15 protein-coding genes and 1 pseudogene are annotated in these 18,447 nt (G+C 58.5%); 3 read left to right on the forward strand and 13 right to left on the reverse strand.

All coding sequences use genetic code 11. From position 1 onward, the window contains the following. Positions 1 to 114: 114 nt before the first annotated feature. Complete coding sequence (locus IE038_RS04990; RefSeq protein WP_163931985.1) at positions 115 to 930, forward strand: LysR family transcriptional regulator; 816 nt, start codon at positions 115 to 117, stop codon at positions 928 to 930. 30 nt (positions 931 to 960) lie between these two features. On the opposite strand, the gene IE038_RS04995 is transcribed toward IE038_RS04990, so the two are convergent. From IE038_RS04995 to IE038_RS05010, 4 genes are all read right to left on the reverse strand, one after another. Then, positions 961 to 3,384 carry a glucose/quinate/shikimate family membrane-bound PQQ-dependent dehydrogenase gene (locus IE038_RS04995; protein WP_163931988.1) on the reverse strand — a complete coding sequence of 808 codons (2,424 nt, stop codon included), beginning with the start codon at positions 3,382 to 3,384 and terminating at the stop codon, positions 961 to 963. A gap of 359 nt (positions 3,385 to 3,743) precedes the next feature. After that, on the reverse strand, positions 3,744 to 4,679 hold the full coding sequence (locus tag IE038_RS05000) for a LysR family transcriptional regulator (protein ID WP_189395245.1): 936 nt from the start codon (positions 4,677 to 4,679) through the stop codon (positions 3,744 to 3,746). 107 nt (positions 4,680 to 4,786) lie between these two features. Then, positions 4,787 to 5,839, reverse strand: a complete 1,053-nt coding sequence (locus tag IE038_RS05005; protein WP_163931991.1) for an alpha/beta hydrolase — start codon at positions 5,837 to 5,839, stop codon at positions 4,787 to 4,789. A 108-nt stretch (positions 5,840 to 5,947) separates the two neighbouring features. Further along, entirely contained in the window at positions 5,948 to 6,937 is a 990-nt protein-coding gene (locus IE038_RS05010) for an aldo/keto reductase (RefSeq protein WP_163931994.1), read from the reverse strand. A gap of 257 nt (positions 6,938 to 7,194) precedes the next feature. Here IE038_RS05010 and IE038_RS24800 point away from each other — a divergent pair, with 257 nt between their 5' ends. After that, a complete protein-coding gene (locus IE038_RS24800; RefSeq protein WP_189395246.1) occupies positions 7,195 to 7,302 on the forward strand; it encodes a 4-hydroxy-2-oxovalerate aldolase family protein in 108 nt (35 codons plus the stop codon). 42 nt (positions 7,303 to 7,344) lie between these two features. Here IE038_RS24800 and IE038_RS05020 read toward each other — a convergent pair whose 3' ends face one another. The 8 genes and pseudogenes from IE038_RS05020 to IE038_RS05050 all read right to left on the reverse strand — a co-directional run bounded on the left by IE038_RS05020 (position 7,345) and on the right by IE038_RS05050 (position 16,093). Continuing rightward, the gene (locus IE038_RS05020) at positions 7,345 to 8,460 is read right to left on the reverse strand and encodes a glycosyltransferase family 61 protein (protein WP_189395247.1); all 1,116 of its coding nucleotides are present in this window, start codon (positions 8,458 to 8,460) and stop codon (positions 7,345 to 7,347) included. 38 nt (positions 8,461 to 8,498) lie between these two features. Further along, positions 8,499 to 9,653, reverse strand: coding sequence for a GNAT family N-acetyltransferase (locus IE038_RS05025; RefSeq protein ID WP_163932000.1), 1,155 nt, complete (start codon positions 9,651 to 9,653; stop codon positions 8,499 to 8,501). Positions 9,654 to 10,088: 435 nt separating this feature from the next. Continuing rightward, positions 10,089 to 11,021 (reverse strand): VirK/YbjX family protein, encoded by a 933-nt coding sequence (locus IE038_RS05030; protein ID WP_189395248.1) that lies wholly within the window; start codon positions 11,019 to 11,021, stop codon positions 10,089 to 10,091. An 89-nt stretch (positions 11,022 to 11,110) separates the two neighbouring features. Further along, on the reverse strand, positions 11,111 to 12,481 hold the full coding sequence (locus IE038_RS05035; protein WP_163939251.1) for an oligosaccharide flippase family protein: 1,371 nt from the start codon (positions 12,479 to 12,481) through the stop codon (positions 11,111 to 11,113). Positions 12,482 to 12,662: 181 nt separating this feature from the next. Then, a complete protein-coding gene (locus tag IE038_RS05040; protein ID WP_229775621.1) occupies positions 12,663 to 13,937 on the reverse strand; it encodes a M20 family metallopeptidase in 1,275 nt (424 codons plus the stop codon). Between the two features lie 98 nt (positions 13,938 to 14,035). Next, positions 14,036 to 14,653 (reverse strand): trimeric intracellular cation channel family protein, encoded by a 618-nt coding sequence (locus IE038_RS05045; RefSeq protein ID WP_163939253.1) that lies wholly within the window; start codon positions 14,651 to 14,653, stop codon positions 14,036 to 14,038. A gap of 117 nt (positions 14,654 to 14,770) precedes the next feature. After that, a pseudogene (locus tag IE038_RS24430) lies at positions 14,771 to 14,941 on the reverse strand (Fic family protein); the annotation flags it as partial. A gap of 237 nt (positions 14,942 to 15,178) precedes the next feature. Further along, entirely contained in the window at positions 15,179 to 16,093 is a 915-nt protein-coding gene (locus IE038_RS05050; RefSeq protein ID WP_163939255.1) for a LysR family transcriptional regulator, read from the reverse strand. A 193-nt stretch (positions 16,094 to 16,286) separates the two neighbouring features. Between IE038_RS05050 and IE038_RS05055 the strand changes: the two genes are divergently transcribed. Further along, positions 16,287 to 17,309 (forward strand): zinc-dependent alcohol dehydrogenase family protein, encoded by a 1,023-nt coding sequence (locus IE038_RS05055; RefSeq protein WP_189395249.1) that lies wholly within the window; start codon positions 16,287 to 16,289, stop codon positions 17,307 to 17,309. A gap of 69 nt (positions 17,310 to 17,378) precedes the next feature. Here the strand turns inward: IE038_RS05055 and IE038_RS05060 are convergent, their stop codons facing one another. Further along, the gene (locus tag IE038_RS05060; protein ID WP_163939263.1) at positions 17,379 to 18,386 is read right to left on the reverse strand and encodes a hypothetical protein; all 1,008 of its coding nucleotides are present in this window, start codon (positions 18,384 to 18,386) and stop codon (positions 17,379 to 17,381) included. Positions 18,387 to 18,447 lie beyond the last annotated feature (61 nt).

The raw sequence follows: 18,447 nt of genomic DNA on the forward strand, positions 1-18,447 counted from the left end.
TCCTGAAATCGAAATACGTGATGGCTTGAGGTGAGCGAAACTATAGGGCGCACCAGAAAGCCTGAAAAATGGATTATTCTTCTTCCTGCTATCGGCTTTTTTTATGGGTTGACAATGGATTACCGCCAACTTCGCGCTTTTATCGCCGTTTTTGAGGCGCGCAACATCACGGTTGCTGCGCGGCGTATCCACCTCAGCCAGCCGGCACTTTCCGCGAGCATCAAATTGTTGGAAGAAGCCTTGGGTATCACATTGTTTGTGCGCCAGGCGCGCGGGGTGGAGGTCACCGACGATGCTCGCGCGCTTTACCCGCAGGCCAGGCGCATGGTGGCGGACGTCGACAGTCTGGCCCGACAATTTCGCGAAAAGCGTCACCGTGGGCTGCTACAGGTCGGCGTGGAGCAGGACATTGCCCGGTGTTACGTTCAGGCGCTGATTCGTGGCGCGAGCCAAGTCGTTCCCGGCGTGTTACTGGGGCTACTGGAGGGCTGTGAAGGGGATGCGCGGTTGGCGAGCGAGGAACTGCGTTGTGAAGACGAATTGTTCTTACCGTTGTGGAGCGAGCCGTATGTACTGGCGCGGCCTATGGACCATCGCTTGGCAGAGGGTGAGTTGACCATCGACTATGCACTGGAGCAGGCAGCCTGGATCACATGTCCAGGCCATGCCAGTCACCAGCGCCTGCTGCCCTTGTACGGTTCAGGTGCTATCACTCCCGAAGCCCAGGCCGGCTCCTTCAGGCTGGCACTTGCCTTGGTCGCTGCCGGTCAGGGCATGGCCGTGGTACCCAAGTCCCTGGCTGAAGAGCAGCCTGAAGTTCTGGTGCGATCATTGCCCATGCTTGATCTCAAACGCCGCATTGGCCTGTGCTATTCGGCTCAGGCGCTGGACAATCCGGCGTTGGTGCAACTGCGTGATGCCATGCGCTGACAGCCAGCCCCTGCAGCCGGTGTTGCAGGTTTACTTGCTGTCAGGCAGCGCGTAAGCAATTACATAATCGCCACGATCGGGTGACTGACGCGCACCACCAGCGGTGATGACGATGTACTGCTTGCCCGTTTTCGGCGAAACGTAGGTCATCGGGCCTCCCTGACTGCCCACAGGTAGGCGGGCTTTCCAGGCCTCCTCACCGTTGGCCGAGTTGAAGGCACGCAGGTAGTAATCCTGGGTGCCGGCAATGAACACCAGGCCGCCCTGGGTAGACAGCGTGCCGCCTAGCGTTGGCATGCCGATCGGCAGAGGCAGGTGCATCTTGATACCCAATGGGCCTGTGTCCTGGACGGTGCCAACCGGTACTTGCCAGGCAATTTTCTGGCTCTTCATGTCGATGGCGGTCAGGGTCCCAAAGGGTGGTGCCTGGCAAGGGATGCCTGCGACCGACAGGAAGCGGTTCTTGTTCACGGCATACGGGGTGCCTTTGAGGGGTACCGCGCCCATGCCGGTGTTCAATGCTTCACCACCGGAAGAGGCCTTGGCATCTTTCTGCTGTGGGATCATCTGGATCCACAGGCCCAGACGCATGTCGTTGACGAAGATGAAGCCGTGTACCGGATCGGTCGAAATGCTGCCCCAGTTCATCCCGCCCAGCGAGCCAGGGAAGCTCAACGACACATCGGTGCCAGGTGCGGTGAACAACCCGTCGTAACGCATTTTCTTGAATGAGATACGGCACAGCAGTTGGTCGAATGGCGTGGCTCCCCACATGTCCGACTCCGAAAGGTGCTGTGCGCCGATCTGCGGCATGCCGACCGATTTCGGCTGGGTCAGCGAGTAAGGTTCGTTCGGGATGTTGGCCGCCTTGACCGGAACCTCTTCAACCTGGGTAAGCGGCTGGCCCGTGTGGCGGTCCAGCACATAGATCTGGCCGGCTTTGGTACCGATCACAACGGCAGGGACCTTACTGCCGTCAGCCTTGGTGAAATCGATCAGGCTTGGTTGCATCGGCAGGTCGAAGTCCCACAGGTCATTGTGGACGGTCTGGTAGACCCACTTCTCTTCGCCAGTGGTAGCGTTCAGCGCCAGAATGGAAGCGCCGTACTTGTGGTTCAGCGCCGTACGCTCCGCACCGTAGAGGTCAGTGGACGAGCTGCCCATCGGCAAGAAGACGGTGTTCATTGCCGGGTCATAGGACATCGGTGCCCAGCTGTTAGGCGTACTGCGCACATAGGTGCTGCCGGCCGCCGGCGCTTGCTTGTCTTGTGGGTTGCCCGGGTCGAATGCCCAGCGCATTTCGCCGCTGATCACATCGAAGCCACGGATCACGCCGCCTGGCATGTCGGTCTGGACGTTGTCGGCCACTCGGCCGCCCACCACCACCGTGGTCCCGGCCATCAGCGGTGCCGAGGACAACTGATAATAGGCGTCGGGTACATCACCCAGACCGGCTTTCAGGTCAACCTGGCCATGCTTGCCGAAGTCTTGGCAGTACTCGCCGGTGTCGGCGTCCACGGCGATCAGGCGCGCATCGATGGTGTTGGTCAGCACGCGGCGTTGGCAGGCGGCACCGGCGGGTACCGATACAGGCTTGGCCGGCGTGCTGCCATCGGTGGGTTGGGCGACTGCAGCGGTAGCATCGAAGTAGGCGAGACCGCGGCAGCGCTGCCAGACAGCAGATTTGGCGTTGATCTCGTTTTTCCACAGTTGTTTGCCAGTGTCGGCATCCAGTGCAATGAGGTTGTTGTGCGGGGTGCAGATGAACACCTTGTCGCCAACCTGCAACGGAGTCATCTGGTCTTCGGCGCCATTGCCATCACTGATGGCCACGTCGCCAGTGTGGTAGGTCCAGGCCGGTGCCAGCTTCGAAACGTTGTCACGGTTGATCTGGTCCAGCGCGGCGAAGCGGCCACCCCCTTCGTCGTTACCGTAGTGTTCCCAGTTTTTCTGGGCCTTGGCAGGGTCTACCTTGGTCAGTCCGGGGCCGTTACCGGTCGACAGCACAGGATCGTGGGGGAAGAACATGCCAGCGAAACCCGCCACCAAGGCGATTGCCAGAACACCGCTCGGGGCGTAGCTAGCGCTACCGCTGGCCAAGCCATTGGCCTTGCGCAGGGCAGGGTAGATCAACGCGACCAGCAGGCTCAGCACGCCCAGAGCGAACAAGCGAGAGATCTGCGGCCAGAAGTTCAGACCGGCATCGGCGAGCGCCCAGACCACGGTCATTACCATCACGGCCGCGAACAACCAGACGCCCGACAGGCGCTGTCTGAAGAGCAGAATGGAGGATACGGTCAAACCGAGACCGGCGAGCAGAAAGTACCAGCTGCCGCCAAGCGTAGCCAGGTATCCACCACCTGCTGCGAAGAGTAACCCGAATACCAGCACGCCAAAGGCGCCGAACCCTATGAGCCAGCGACCGGCGGATGCCGGAGGTCGAGACGTAGTCATGTTGCATGATCCTTCTGACGCATGAGCGTTTGTGGGAGTAGTTTTAGAGTAGAGGAGGCCAGGGTGCTTGGCCTTGTTTTCAGGACGCTGGTCGCTGGGGAGTCTCAACGTCTGCGCATCGCCGCTGTCACAACCGCTCAGGGCGATGTGTTCGGTGAAGGCCGAAAACTTATGGACTAAATAGTTAGTTTTCAGAAGATATCAAAAAATCAGGCTGGTTGCGACACGTTGTCATTTGTCAGAAGAGAGAAATACGGTTGCTGAATGGGCAGCAATCGAGGGTGGACAACGCTGTAGCTGGCTCAGGCGCTGATACATTGGGCTACCATGACGCCATGCAAATCGGCGGATAGCCGCCTTCAGGTCGGCGACGCTGGCTTAGGCGCTACGGTAAAGCGCTCGTTTTGCTTATAGCGCAACGCATCGATCACAACCCCGAGCGCCGATGACTGTTCACGCCGGTTTGGGTAATAGAGGTGATATCCAGGAAACGGTTGGCACCAGTCCTCTAGCACTCGTACAAGGCTTCCCTCGGCCAGCGCGTTGGTCACCATGTCTTCCGGCAGAAATGCCAAGCCGCAGCCTGCCACTGCCGCGCGGAGAATCGGTACGCTGCTGTTAAATGTCCATTGCCCTTCGACGCGGGCTTTCACCTCGTCGCCATCCTTTTCGAAGTCCCATAGCAGCAGGCTGCCGTGGGTGGGCAAGCGCAGGTTGATGCAATTGTGCTCTGACAGGTCGCCTGGCGCCAAAGGCCGAGTGTGTTTGCGAAAGTATTCCGGCGATGCCACGACCGCCATGCGCAGTCGTGGGCCGATTGGGATGGCAATCATGTCTTTGGCAACCTGATCGCCCAGGCGCACTCCGGCGTCGTAGCGCTGCGCCACGATGTCGGAGAGGGCATAGTCGACGGTGATCTCTACCTTGATGTTCGGGTAGTCGGGTAGAACCTTCAGAAGCTTGGGCCACAGAATGTTGTTCGCCGCATGCTCTGACGCTGAAATTCTGATGCTACCGGCCGGCGTATCCCGAAACTCAGCGACTGCCGCCAGTTCCTTTTCTATTTCGTCGAACCGCGGTGCCATGGACTGATATAGGCGTTGGCCGGCTTCGGTGGTAGACACGCTTCGTGTTGTCCGAGTCAGCAGTCGGACACCTAATCGGGTTTCAAGGGCTCGCATGGTGTGACTGATGGCTGATTGCGAGACGCCCAACTGAGCTGCTGCGCGCGTGAAACTGCCTTCGCGGGCGATGATCACGAAGGCTTGAAGCTCGTTGAGGTTGGCCCGAGACATTTATGAGAATCCTTCATGAAGTGGGAATGTATTGTCCTATCTATCATGTCCCATATGGCCCGGGGAGGTTTAGATTCCTGTCCATCTGTAACAGTTGCTTCCTGGCATCAGAGTGTTCTGGCGTAGAACGCTTTGAGTTTGACTACGGCAGCGTCAACGTATTTTGGCACCCAATAGGTCTCTATATGGGTAGCCCCCTCGATCTTGAATAGCTCTTTGTCCTGGGAGCCCGTCGCTTTAGCAAACGCATCTTCGCTCATGTACAGGCTGTCGGCCTTGGTTCCCGCGATCATTAGCAACGGCTGGCCGATCAACTCGATCTGGTTGGTGGCGTCGAAACGCATCAGGTCGAGCAAGCTGCTGGTGGTGTATTTGAAGGTTGAGTTTGGGTGAGCATAGGTTTTCCAGTAGTACTGGTAACCCTGGCGGTAGAGGTCAAACGGCAGCTTGGCAATCTGCTCGTCTGTCAGGTTGGCGTCTCCAGCGTAACGGACTTCTCCTCCCGCCGCTTCCTGGGCGCGTGCCTCTGAGGCTTGCTTGAGGCGGTCCTGAATCGAGTCCATTTGCGAGTCGACGTAGCCGTTACGACGCACTCGGCCCGAGTTGAACAGGCTGATGGTCGCGATAGACTTGAAGCGCTTGTCGGATTGGGCCGCAGCCAGTGAGTAACCACCGCCGCCACAAATGCCCAACACGCCAACCCGCGCGTCATCGACCCCAGGGTACTGAGAGATGAAGTCAGCCATGCCGTGGATATCTTCGATACGGTTGGCAGGCTTGTCGACGTTGCGCGGTTGGCCCCCGCTTGCGCCCTGGTACGCCGCATCAGCGGTGATGGTGATGTAGCCCTCTTCGGCCAGGCGCTGGGCATAAAGGCCCGCCACCTGCTCTTTTACGCCGCCATTAGGATGGGCTACGACCACAGTCGGGTAGCGCTTCCTGGCGTCATAACCAGCAGGCGTGTACACGTTGGCGGCGATATCCAAGCCATTTAGTTTGTAGGTGACCGGATGGATATTGACCTTGCCGGACTCGTTTCTGGTGAGCGCGCCATCATAGACCAGGGTGAAGGGGTTCTTTTTGTAGTCCGCCGCGCCACTGCCTGCCGAAGCACTGATCATCGCTGCCATGAAGGTGGCTTTTAACACTGTATTTCGCATTAGACGTCTCCATGAGTCTTGCCTTGCCCTGTGCCTGTTCACCGCATCGCGCAATCAGCTTGTGAGGGCGCCGTCGCTCAACGACGCGTTGCTCATCGCAACGCGCCATTAACGGCCGACGCGAGCCTTGAGAGACTCGGGATAGCGGTCGCCAAGGATGCGGATCTGCGACAGTGCCGAATCAATGGCCAGCAGGTCGGCCTCCGTGAGCGTGATGTTGGCTCCGCCGAGATTTTCTTCTAAACGGTGCAGCTTGGTCGTTCCGGGAATAGGAACGATCCAGTTGGCTTGTGCGAGTAGCCAGGCCAGGGCGATCTGGGCAGGTGTTGCAGACTTCTGGGCGGCAATCTGACGGACGAGGATCACGAGGTCCTGGTTAGCCTGGAGGGCTTCCTGACTGAACCGTGGCACGATGCTGCGGAAATCGTCGCTACCGAATGAGGCGTCTGCCGACACAGCCCCGGTGAGGAAGCCCTTTCCCAGCGGACTGAATGGTACGAAGCCGATACCCAACTCTGCGAGCGTTGGCAGAATCTCTTGTTCAGGCTCTCGCCACCACAGGGAGTACTCACTTTGCAGTGCGGTAACAGGCTGTACAGCATGGGCGCGTCGAATGGTTTGCACACCGGCTTCCGAGAGGCCGAAGTGCTTTACCTTGCCTTCCCAAATCAGCTCTTTGACCATACCTGCAACGTCCTCGATGGGGACGTCCGGGTCGACTCGATGTTGGTAGAGCAAATCAATAAAGTCCGTTTTCAGCCGACGCAATGACCCCTCGACCGCAAGCCTGATGTGTTCGGGACGGCTGTTGAGGATCTGCTGCTTGTTGTCGGAGCCGAAGGTAAAGCCGAACTTGGTCGCGATCACCACCTGTTCGCGCACTGGTGCCAGGGCTTGTCCCACCACGTGCTCGTTCAGGTAAGGGCCGTAGACCTCTGCAGTGTCGAAGAAGGTGACGCCGCGCTCAACTGCCGTGCGGATCAGCGAGACGGCCTGCTTAGTGTCAGTGGCTGGGCCATAACCATAGCTAAGGCCCATGCAGCCCAGCCCCAGGGCTGACACTTCAAGAGCGCTGTTTCCAAGTTTCCGCTTTTGCATTTCAGATCTCCCGGCTTAAGCGATCAGATTTGAACTCGTGGGTAAAAAGTCGGGGTAGGCTGCACTCAGCGCACAGTCGGCTTGGTGCAATACCGCTGTGAAAAGACTAAGTGAGCAAGCGAGTGCGGACTAGACGGGTAAATCAGCAAGGCCTTATGAGTGAAATTCATTAGTCTGGCTGTGGCGCGTGATGTCAGTGCGCTCTTGAAGGCCGAGGAAATGACCGTTTCATAGGGTGGGATGCTGTGCTTGTTGCAATGCGTCCCACAGCAGTTTTGCGGGGGCGGTGCGGAAAGCTGGATAGGGTTGGCGGCCAGGAAGACATGATCGTTGATGTGGCGCTGGACCTGCTTGAAAAGGCCTGAACGCACCTAGGCCTTGAGGGCATCAAGGCCTAGGTGGTGCCATCATGACGGCAGCAGGTCCAGGGTTCGCTCAAGCTCATTGAGGTCGATCCTGAAGCCATCTCCATCGGGTGTGCCTACCACGAAGCCGAAATGCTGCTGGTCGCGGTCGGTCAGGAACTTGTAGAAGCAGACAAAGCGATTGGGTGGCTGCAGTGTCAGCACCGAAGCGCCGGGCGCCAGTATATTCACTCCGTGAATGAGCTGGCTTCCCTCGACGCCCGCCACCACCCTTGCTCCGGCACAGGTCGCGACTATTGTCGGCAGGTCGTACTTCGTGGGGTCGAGGATCCGAAAGCCCCGCTGTTTTTGCAGGTGTTCGGCGATTTCCAGTTCATTACGCAGCAGGCGCAGATCCCCGGTGTTGCCGCGCAGAATGAAGACCCCCGGGTGAGATTGGTAGCTCACCCGTGACAGGATCTTCTCCTTCATTGCACGGTGTCGCAGGTACTGGTTGGTGTTTTGGCTCGAATCGTCAAACAGCACCAGCTCGCGAAAAAAGGCGCTGTGCAGACGAAGCGGTTGCATGCCCAGCCATTCTTCATAGTCTGGGGCTTGAGGATAGAGGGGGAACCTGGCCGATGGCGCAGTCGCCACGGGAACGCCCTCGTTGCAGGCCAGTGGATAGGTCACGCAGTCCTCGGCCAGCCAGGTGCCGAACCAGCGGTTACCATATGGCGAGCAATAAGCGGCCCCACGCTCGATCTCCCTGTCCACGACTATCCGTGGCAACCCGTTGGGCCGATCGGACAGCCAGAAGATGGCATCGTCCTTGTAGAGCGCACCATCGATCAGCAGGACGTCCTTGATCAGATGGCCTCGTGTGGGGCGCTGTTCCACACTGCCTAACCCCTCCATGGTCCGACGCGGATGTTCATAGGGAAAAAAACGCGCCTCTTCCCAGCCGGTTACCCGCTCTAGCTGGCCGGGCAGGAAAAAGGCAGGTGGCGCAGGGGTTATTTCGCTTGGCGCGATATCCCAAGATTTGACCGCGAGGTTCTTCACGTTTTCCGACGGCTTTCGTCCCAGTCGTTTTCTGGCGAGATACCGGTATGCCGCAAGGCTCCAGATTTTCCGGTCAGCCCCCGTTGTATTTACATCCGAGACATCGCTTTCCATGAAGAGTCCTCTCTGCGATGGAGGTTTGTCTTTCACGCTCAGTTGGACGGGATTTTTTCCACAATGGGCGGAGACTGGAAATGGGCATAACGATCGCGCAGGTTTTCCAGCAGCAGTTCGCCAGGGTTTTTGGCGCAGTAGAGGTATATCTTGAACAAACCGCCGAACACCATTTCTCGATAACGGTTGACGACTTCCTCGTCGCTCAAACCGTCCGGCAGGCCCAGATGAAGCGTCAGGTTCTTGCCTTCGACGGCAAACAACGGGAACTCCCAGAGGAATTTGGCGACGCCGGTCTTTGGCAAGCGTACAAACATGTAGGCCTGGTTACCCAGCGTATCGACGTCACCGCCGCGCCGCCGCTTCCATTTCAGAAGACCATCGTCCGGACGTGCCAGGCACTGGCCGATATCGTAGTAGTCGAAGCCATGTTCGATGGCCCACTCCAGGGCCATGAAGGTGGTGATCGAGTTGACCTCGCGCAACCGCTTGGCATCGGTGAAAACCGACTCCGGATAGCCGAAGCGCAGTGTGCTCCAGTAGCGCTTCCCGGCCCGGGTTATCACGCAGCCGAAGTGGCACGCGACGACTTCATCGCCCTGCATTATCAGGTCTAACCGACCAACGGTCTTGGCGATGCGAAACAGGTCGTTCGTGTCAAACTGCTTGGCATAGTCGCCATGCCGTGCCTGGGCATAGGGCTGCAGCATCTCGCGGTCTGCCTTGGCGATCTCGTCGTCTGTCAGCGCCTGCTGCATGCGATACATCGGTCGGCACTTGCGGATGTTGCGGCGCAGTTCGCCGTCGTACCGTGCGGTGATCTCCTCCAATGGGCGTCCCAGAGGGATGATGGCGCTCAGGTAATGGGGAACGTACAAGGCGCCAGCGCTCGGCATCTCGCTGACCAGCACCCTATGGGGGGTGGAAGTGGACTGCTCCACGCCATCGCCGCGCTCGACGTCGGCCTGGGGCTTGCCGCTGATGAGCAGCTTGGCCATTTCCCTGCGGGTCTTCCTGCCGACATACAGGATTTCGTAGTCACTACTCTTCGGCAGCCGAAATTTGGCGACTTCCCAGCGCCAGAAACATGCGCGCCCGAGAATATCCTGCGCCCAAGCCATATACTTTCTTATTTCGAAGCGCGTCGAGGGCGTTATCAACTTCCGTATCAGGGCTGCCAGGGGTTCTCTCATTTTCTCATTGATATCCGTTGATGTTGTCTGTTGGCGGGTTCTGTAAATATCAAGGAAAACTTTGGGGGCATACTTTGAAGATTGAAGAGGCGGAATAGTTATAATGACTACTTCAAGTAAAAGTGCATATTTAACGTCAGTAAAGATTGGGGTTGCAGGCTTGTCAAGCTGAGCTTAATGGGTGAAATTCGCATATTTCATGGCGTCAATAATTACCTCTTGAGATAGAGCTAAACACTCGTCAACGTGTTGGCGCCGCACAGTAGGCATGTCGGCGGGTTAAGGTGAATAGTTCTGAGGACACGCCAGGTCGCCCGGTTATTGACGTATTCGATTTCGGAATCGAGGTGTTGGACCCTCTGCGCGATGGTCTTGAGTTGCGCATGGATGTCGCGCACGTGGGGCGGGCGGGTGAGTTTGGGGCGCTCTCGGTCATCAACCACCGTCGACCACCGCCACGTTGCCTTGCAAGGTGCCGTCTACTTTGGCGAAGACTGCATCCAGCAGTTCGTGGCGCCGACGGTACATGGAGCGCTTTTTGGCCGCTATATCCTCAAGGGGCTTGCGCGAATCGGCAGCAGGGATGCTGAAGAAGTCTTCGCGCTCAGACGCCGTAGCACCATGTTCTTGCCAGATGTCGTCGTAGTTGGCCAGCAGCTCCTGGGATTTCTCCAGGCCGAAATAGGGGTGCCGGTGGTGACGGTAGCCGTCGCCAACAGCATAGATCCTGTCGACTCCCAGGCTCCGGGCGATGTACTTGATGACCTCGATCAGCAGGCTTCTCGGGCGTAGCCCTTCGAAGTCCTTTGTCAGCCCCCGATAGATGCTCAGCGATGTTTCGCTGTCCACGCCCTTGTGGATACCCTGCACCGCGCCGATGAACATGCACGGGCCGTCTTTGGTGCGGGACAGGGTGAAGGCGAGCGAGGCAACCCGCAGCCCGTCCTGGAACAAGTTCAGTACAAGTTCTCCCTCGCGCATGAACCAGAACGCGCGGTCGAGCACCAGGGAACAGCCAGGGGAGTACTCCGATAGATCGGCCAGCAGAAGTTTGTCATCTCGCCCCAGGAGCAACAGAGGCCGACAGCATTGGGTAACCACTTCATAGTGCGAGGCCAGCACACCGAAGCGGACGTGCGAGTTCCACGACTTGCTGATGTAGGGCCAGTGGACGATACCGATGCAATCCACCCCCAGGCGCTGGAAGCCCCGGCGGCCTAGCGTGCTCGACAGGCGTCTCAGATAGTTCTTGAGCCTGGGCCAGTCGCGGGCAATCAGCAGCGCCAGACGGAACTTGTTGTGCAAGGCCCGCAGGGAATAGCCTGGGTGCAGGACAAATACGCTTTTCACTATCGCCCTATAGATCATGGCGTCCTCACGTGTACTTGATCACAGCCAATCTGAAGGATTCATAACGCACGAACAGCGACGAGATTCGACAGCGGGTTAATCCAGGCTCAGGCAAAGAGTCCGGAGATCAACTCTCCGGACAAGGCGCCAAGCGCCAGGGCAGGCAGCACCACAAGCTCGCGCTTCAGGTCCAGAAGGCCCAGTTGGCGGTTGACTTTGTAAATCAGGAAAAGCGTCAAGTAGGTATGCAGGGCGACGCCCCAGATTGCATAGCTCACCCCACCGATGGCCAAAAGCAACGGCAGCAGAATACACAGCGAAACGCCCCGTATGATGTTGTCAATGGCCAGGTATTTGGTCAGTCCGAGGGCCAACCAGACCTGGTGGGCGAGCGTGTACCGCAAGGTAAAGAAGGACAGCGAGAGGATTGCCATGATGCTGCCGGCGCCGGCATAGCGTGTGTCGTACAACCAGCCGATGATCAGCGGACTGGCAGTCAAGAGGAAGCCACAGGCGAACAGCGCGACTAGATCGAACAACAGCCTGGAGCGGTAGTACAGGTTGCGCACCCGTTCGTTGTCGCCGCTTCTCGCCGCCTCGCTGAAGGCCGGGAGGGCGACAGCTCCGGCCAGCCGCTGCAGGCTAGACTGGATGGCCCCAAGGATGGTCACTGCGATGGAATAGACGCCCAATTCCGTTGCTGACATGCTGCCGCCGAACCAGATCCGGTCGCCCTGCATGGCCAGGACCCCCACCGAAGACGACAACAGTATCCAGCGACCGTAGTCCAACATTTCGCGCAGAGCCGCCGGATCCCATTGTGGGCGGTTGCGTGGGCCTTGGAACATCAGGTGGCTGAGCGCCGTGAAGACCAGTGTACTCACCAGGCCTGCCGCCACCAGTGACCAGATGGAGCGGGTCAGGTACCCGGTCACCAGCATCACCACCAGGCCGACAAGTTGTGAGATCAGTTCGGCGATCACCACCTTCTTCTGCTGGAAAGCACGGATGGCGACGTCAACCTTGGTCGACTGGAAGCCGTAGATGACCACGGAAAAACCGGTCAATACCAGCACCAACGGCAGCTCTTCGGCCGCATAGGTGGAGTGCGGTGGCCACAGATCGATGTGCTGCGCCAAGCGGGCGCAGAGGGCCAGCAACAGCATCAGGAGGAATAGCACGAAACCGCGGATGATCTGTACGACCCACACAGTATTGAGAAACAGCGGATCGTCGCCCCGCGGGCTCTGAATGATGTTCTGCCGCAGGCCGACATCAGAAAGCAGTTGCAGCAATACCGAGGCGGTGGTCGCGATGGCCATCAAGCCGAACATTTCCGGCACCAGCAGGCGGGTAATCAAGAGATTGCCGCCCAGGCGCATGATCTGGGAAGCCAGGATGGCCCCAATATTCAACGCGCCGGCCCACATGGCTCGCTTGCGGAGGCTCAGCGGGGGCGACACATCAATCGAAGGCATAGCAGCGTCCCTGACCCAACGTCTAGCGATTTACTATAGTCTCAATCTGCCATGCCATTAGTGACTGTTATCGTTTACCAAGAAACAGATCCATGTGTAATCGACATTCACTCGCCGTTCATTGTCCTCCCGATGGCTGGCCTGCGCTGCAAAGATGCTCAGGCTGCCGATACCATTCTGTTCAAGAAGGCGCATTCAGCCAGGTCAGTGCGCCAACCAACATCGTTTCCAATCCTGTCTCCAGCGTGGGGTGTAATTGCGGATCAAACTTTGATGAATGGTTGGAGGGAATCTGGTTGATGTTTGCACTTGATACGGCCTGCTGCCATATCGATTTTTCGGTGCTCCCCACAAACCAGAATACGTAGGGAACCTTCCACTCTCGGCCGAAAACACTGAAGTCCTCGCTGGCCGATACCGGCGCGGTTTCGTACGAGCGCTCAGCGAAATGCTCATCAAAGGCCTGTGCCAACCTGGCGGTGGCTATGGCATCGTTTTCAGTGACAGGGTAACTGTCAATTGTGGTGAACTCCGGCGGATGGTCAGCATTGGAGGCTTGGCATTCCGCACAGCAGATCCTATGTACCGAGTCGATCATTCGGCGACGAACGTTTTCGTCATAGGTTCGCATGTTCAGTTTGATGACCGCGTCATCCGGAATGATATTTTCCTTCGTCCCGGCTTGCAGGGCGCCGATAGTCAGAACCCCACTTTCCTGTGGGGATAATTCACGGGACACGATAGTTTGCAGGCGCATGACAGTCGCTGCGGCCATGACCACAGGGTCAATTGAATTTTGCGGCATGGAACCGTGGGCGCCGCGGCCATACAGCTTGATATGCATGCTGTCGCCAGCAGCCAGGATAGCGCCGGGTCGATGCCCGACCGTACCCGCCTCACCGACCATGACGTGCTGCCCCAGAATGATGTCTGGCTTTGGAAAGCGTTCAATCATCCCGTCGTCGATCATCGCCTTGGCTCCTTTCCCGATCTCTTCGCCAGGCTGGAAGACCAGCATCAAGGTGCCGCTCCACACGTCACGATGATCCGCCATCAGCTGTGCTGTACCCATCAACCATGTCACGTGCAGATCGTGACCACACATATGAGCCACATCTACCGCCTCTCCGTCAGCGGTTTGTCCCTTCTTCTGACTGGCGTAGGGCAGGCCGGTCTTTTCCGCCATGGGCAGGGCGTCCATGTCGGCGCGCAGCATGACCGTCGGTCCATCACCGTTTTTTAACAGGCCGACTACACCGGTTACGCCAATCCGTTCGTGAACGTCATACCCCAGCTTCTTGATAAAGGAGGCTGCGATCCCGGCCGTGCGGGTTTCCTGCATTGAAAGTTCAGGATTGGCATGGAGATCTTTGTAAATGCGCTCCAAGGCAGGCAGCACCTTGAGGATGTCACCGGACATTTTTGACATTCTTTGATTGCGAGCCAAGGTGTCCATCTACACCTCCAATTCAAGGCAATAGTTGTAAAACGGTCGGTGTCCGTGACGCTCTGCGACGTTCCAAACGACGTTTTCACATGGGCACAGGGCAGGGCTCACGAACTCTTTTTGATCGCGGGCAGATTCCATTGGTATTTCAATGACAGCATTCGAACCAAGGTACATAGCGCAATCGCAGCCCAGGGAGAGAAACGCTGATCAATCACCTGCAGCTCGCCGAGGAGCTGGATTACTGCTCCCAACAGGGCTGCCGAGGCATAGATTTCCTTGGTCAGTACCACGGGAACACGACTGAGCAGCACGTCCCTGATAACGCCACCGCCCACTGCGGTAATGACACCCAACACGATAGCCAGTTCGACATTCGGTAGATGGGCATATGCCTTATGGACACCGAACGCAGCAAAAAAACCGAGCCCTACGGCGTCGAAAAATAGCGTTGGCTGAGCCAGCCTGAGTAGTAAATGCTGGAAAAAAGCAGCCAAGGCGCCTGCCAGTGCAATGACGCCCAGGTAATCGATGTTGATGAGGCCGGCAGGAGGGAATGCGCCAATACACAGATCGCGGATCACACCGCCGCCGCAGGCTGTCACAAAGGCAACGACAAAAACGCCGAAAACATCCAGTTTACGATCGATGGCCGCCACAGCGCCGCTCAGGGCAAAGACAAACGTCCCCATGAGGTCAATGGCAGAAAATACCTCGAACTCCATCTTCTTTACCTGAAAGCGCGGGCCACGGTGCAGGAGACACTCTATGAGGTATAGCGCGAAAGAGCCGGTACTGTGAAAGGCCGAGGCACGCGTCGAAGATCATTTGACGCGGGTGCCCACGTCCGGCCGCTGTCCGGTCAGCCACTCGTACAGGAAACCGGTGCGGCGGGCATATCGGCCAAAGGGCGCTTGCCGGCACCAGGCTTCGATGGGCGCTGGGCCAACAGCCGCAAACAGCCGGGCGAAAAACTCGAGGTGAATTTCTTTGTACTTGAGTCCAAACTCGAAATCTGGTGGGCGCGAAAATGCTAACGATCACTTGAATGTGCTAACGATTTGGCTGATCTCGCCGAAAACGATAAAGCTCTGGAGCGCCCCGTTGGACACTTGCCTTGGCGCCAGTGTCATCTAGCCCCAGGCGGCACTTGGTGTGTTGGGGCCACAACTGCCGAGCAGGGTGTTCACGGTTGGGCTTATGCCTGTAGGTACGCGTTCACCCAGTCCTGAGTGGTAGGGACGGGTCTTTCAGAGGCTATCCGGATCCCCGAAAAACATCTGAATCCGCGAACGCAGCCAACGCTCACCTGGGTCGTTGTCCTGAGCGCCGCGCCAGGCCATGTGCAGCTCAAAGCTGCGGACGTCTATTGGCAGTTCTTCGGCGCGCAAGCCACCTGCAGCCGTCAGTACTTCGGCGGTGTAGTCGGGCACGATGGCCAGGATGTCGGTGCCGGTCAGCAGGCTGCCCAGGCCGTTGAACTGTGGCACGGCCAGCACGACATGGCGCTTGCGGTCGAGTTTGGCGAGTTCTTCGTCGATAAAACCACTCAGGTCGCCAGCGAACGACACCAGTGCATGGGGGCGGCAGCAGAAGTCGTCCAGGCTGAGGCTGCCCGGCATGCTGTCGGCCCGCAGCAGTTTGGGCTTGCTGCGGCGCAGAACCTTGCGCTTGGCATTTGCCGGCAGGTCGCTGGTGTAACTGACACCTACCGAAATTTCACCCGACGCGAGCAACGCCGGCATCAGGATGTAGTTGACCCGCCGCACCACCAGCACGATGCCCGGGGCTTCGGCGCGGATGCGCTTGAGCAGGAGAGGCAACAGGGCAAATTCGGCATCATCGGAGAGGCCGATACGAAAGACCGCCGTGCTGGTGGCCGGATCGAAGTCGGCCGCGCGGCTGACGGCGGTGGAGATCGAGTCCAGTGCAGGTGAAAGCAGGGCGAAGATCTCTACCGCGCGCGCCGAGGGCTCCATGCTGCGCCCCGTGCGAACGAACAGCGGATCGTCGAACAGGGTGCGCAAGCGTGACAGTGCGGCACTGATGGCCGGCTGGCCGAGGAACAGCTTCTCTGCCGCACGGGTCACGCTGCGCTCATGCATCAGGGTCTCGAAGACAATCAGCAGGTTCAGGTCGACGCGGCGCAGGTCGTTACGGTTCATCGCTTTGCTTCACTGGATGGGGCAGGGGTGAATCTTAAGGGCAAAGGCTGTTACCCTGCACCGAATAAATTGAACGTATGCCACTACCTTCAATCAATGACAGGCATGTCGACTATTAATAGCCACGGATGGCCTAACCAGGAAAGCCCCGATAGAGTTCAGGGTATTAGCGATTCACTTGGCGAGGTTTGCGATGTCCCGCATGATCCGTTTCCACAAGTTCGGTCCGGCCGAGGTGCTCAAATGCGAAGAGCAGGCAGCACCGACCCCGGCTGCCGGCGAAGTGCAGATTCGTGTGCAGGCGATCGGCGTCAGTTGGTACGACGTGCTTTGGCGGCAGAACCTCGCCTCGTCTCAGGTCCGCCTGCCGGCCGGTATCGGGCATGAGATGGCGGGCGTTGTCATGGCCGTGGGCGAGGGGGTCGATGACCTTGCCGTCGGTGACAAGGTCGCCAGTTTTCCGGCCAGTAGCGCTAACACGCACCCGGTGTACGGTGAAGTCATTGTGCTGCCGCGAAACGCCCTGACGCGCTACCCCGATGTCCTCAGCCCTGTCGAGGCCAGTGTTCATTACACGCCCTTGTTGATTGCCTACTTTGCGTATGTCGATCTGGCCAGGGCCAAGGCCGGGCAAACGGCGCTGGTGACCGATGCCAGCCACTGTGCCGGGCCTGCCTTCGTACAACTGGGCAAGGCGCTGGGTATCCGGGTTATCGCGGCCACCAAGCAAGCCAGTGAGCGGGACTACCTGCTCGGTCTGGGGGCCGAGAAGGTGATCGTCACTGAAGAGCAGGACCTGCTCATGCAGATCAACAAGTACACCGACAACCGTGGCGTTGACATGGTGCTCGATGGGCTGGGCGGGCCGCAGATGTCGTTGCTGGGCGATGTCCTGGCACCGCGTGGCAGCTTGGTACTGTATGGCTTGCAGGGTGGAAACCAGACGCCGTTCCCGGCGTGTGCGGCTTTCCAGAAAAACATTCAGTTTTTCGTCCACTGCATTGGCAACTTCACCGGTAAGCCTGAGCTGGGTATTGTCCAGGACCACGCGGCATTGCAGCGTGCGCTGCGTGACATCAATCAATTCACCGCCGACCAGTTGTTGACACCCCAGATCAGCAAGGTCTATCCGTTCGAGGCGTTTGTCGCCGCGCATCGCCACATGGATGAGTGCCCGTGCGGTGGCCGGATTGTGCTGGAGCTTGCTCAGCGCTGAAGGTTCAGTTGATCCGCGCCCATTGCATCGCTGGCCAGCCCATCGGTCCTGGTGACGACAGGGCCTGGCTTATGGCTCGGGTTCGAACTGTACAGGCGGCGCATCGGTAGCACGCACGCTGCCTTCGATTTGCTCGGCCAGATAATACACGCCGGCCATGACCCCCGACGTGCGGTTTTGCAGCAGTGTTGCCCATTCTTCGTCCAGAGCAGCGTTCAGGATGACCCTGAGCTGCTCGACCATCTCAGGCCGTTCACTGTCATGCATCAGGGCGCCAACACCCGTCACCACCAGGGAAATCATCATCCCGGCAACGCGGCCAACGGCTGCTGCCGTTGCGCTGGCCGCACCGCGTACGGGGAGGGTGGACTCCAGCTTTTCGCTGGTGCGTTTGGCCACCGAGGACAGCACGGCATCTGCTTGATCGGCGCCATTTGTGCCTGCTGCGGTGCGCACTCGCCTGACCAAGGCGGCGTACGCCGGTAGTTTGTTGACCGGGTTGGTGTAGACCAACTGATAGAGCGATGCGTTCAGGGGCGGCGGTGGCGCCAGGTTGATCGCTGGAATACGGCTGAGCCGCAAGTTGAATTGATCGGGCGGCAAACGATAGCGTTGCACGATACCCTGCAGTTGCGGCCCGAGTAGCTGTGCGTACAGCACAATGGCTTGCTGCATGACTGCATCGGGATCAATCTCCTTGGCGACCGGTTCCAATACCCGTTCGTGGTACTGCTCCTGGAGGTACGCGGCCAGTCGTTTTTCGCCAGGTTCAGTGTCATTGCCGGCATTCATTTTGTACCAGGCAACCTTGATCGTCAGCCATTGCTGGGTCCAGTAGCTGGTGAACCAGGGAATGAACTCGGCTTCGGTCTGCTGGTAGACGCGGTCCCGCCAGGCTTTCATCGAGCGGCGCGCATAGTCTTTGACCGAATCGGTGACGGCTTGTGACGCACTGACGATTTCCCAGTCAACCTGCTGCCATGTGGACTCAGAAATCACCACTGGCGCTTGCGCCTCGGGGACGGGCGCTTTCGAGGCGCAGCCGGACATTCCCGCCAGAAGCGCAATGATCAGCATCACGGTCAGGGAACGTCGATTCAAGACCGCAGTCCCCCAGAAGAGGTTCCACAATAGGCAG

The organism is Pseudomonas laurentiana (assembly GCF_014648275.1).
In the GTDB taxonomy this organism is placed as follows: Bacteria; Pseudomonadota; Gammaproteobacteria; order Pseudomonadales; family Pseudomonadaceae; genus Aquipseudomonas; species Aquipseudomonas laurentiana.

Excerpts from the sequence above, each read along its gene's own strand:
- IE038_RS05020 (WP_189395247.1), bottom strand. The coding sequence starts at position 8,460 with ATGGAAAGCGATGTCTCGGATGTAAATACAACGGGGGCTGACCGGAAA.
- IE038_RS05005 (WP_163931991.1), bottom strand. The coding sequence starts at position 5,839 with ATGCGAAATACAGTGTTAAAAGCCACCTTCATGGCAGCGATGATCAGT.
- IE038_RS04995 (WP_163931988.1), bottom strand. The coding sequence starts at position 3,384 with ATGACTACGTCTCGACCTCCGGCATCCGCCGGTCGCTGGCTCATAGGG.
- IE038_RS05045 (WP_163939253.1), bottom strand. The coding sequence starts at position 14,653 with ATGGAGTTCGAGGTATTTTCTGCCATTGACCTCATGGGGACGTTTGTC.
- IE038_RS05030 (WP_189395248.1), bottom strand. The coding sequence starts at position 11,021 with ATGATCTATAGGGCGATAGTGAAAAGCGTATTTGTCCTGCACCCAGGC.
- IE038_RS05025 (WP_163932000.1), bottom strand. The coding sequence starts at position 9,653 with ATGAGAGAACCCCTGGCAGCCCTGATACGGAAGTTGATAACGCCCTCG.
- IE038_RS05035 (WP_163939251.1), bottom strand. The coding sequence starts at position 12,481 with ATGCCTTCGATTGATGTGTCGCCCCCGCTGAGCCTCCGCAAGCGAGCC.
- IE038_RS05050 (WP_163939255.1), bottom strand. The coding sequence starts at position 16,093 with ATGAACCGTAACGACCTGCGCCGCGTCGACCTGAACCTGCTGATTGTC.
- IE038_RS05000 (WP_189395245.1), bottom strand. The coding sequence starts at position 4,679 with ATGTCTCGGGCCAACCTCAACGAGCTTCAAGCCTTCGTGATCATCGCC.
- IE038_RS24800 (WP_189395246.1), top strand. The coding sequence starts at position 7,195 with ATGCGTCCCACAGCAGTTTTGCGGGGGCGGTGCGGAAAGCTGGATAGG.
- IE038_RS05010 (WP_163931994.1), bottom strand. The coding sequence starts at position 6,937 with ATGCAAAAGCGGAAACTTGGAAACAGCGCTCTTGAAGTGTCAGCCCTG.
- IE038_RS04990 (WP_163931985.1), top strand. The coding sequence starts at position 115 with ATGGATTACCGCCAACTTCGCGCTTTTATCGCCGTTTTTGAGGCGCGC.
- IE038_RS05040 (WP_229775621.1), bottom strand. The coding sequence starts at position 13,937 with ATGGACACCTTGGCTCGCAATCAAAGAATGTCAAAAATGTCCGGTGAC.
- IE038_RS05055 (WP_189395249.1), top strand. The coding sequence starts at position 16,287 with ATGTCCCGCATGATCCGTTTCCACAAGTTCGGTCCGGCCGAGGTGCTC.
- IE038_RS05060 (WP_163939263.1), bottom strand. The coding sequence starts at position 18,386 with ATGCTGATCATTGCGCTTCTGGCGGGAATGTCCGGCTGCGCCTCGAAA.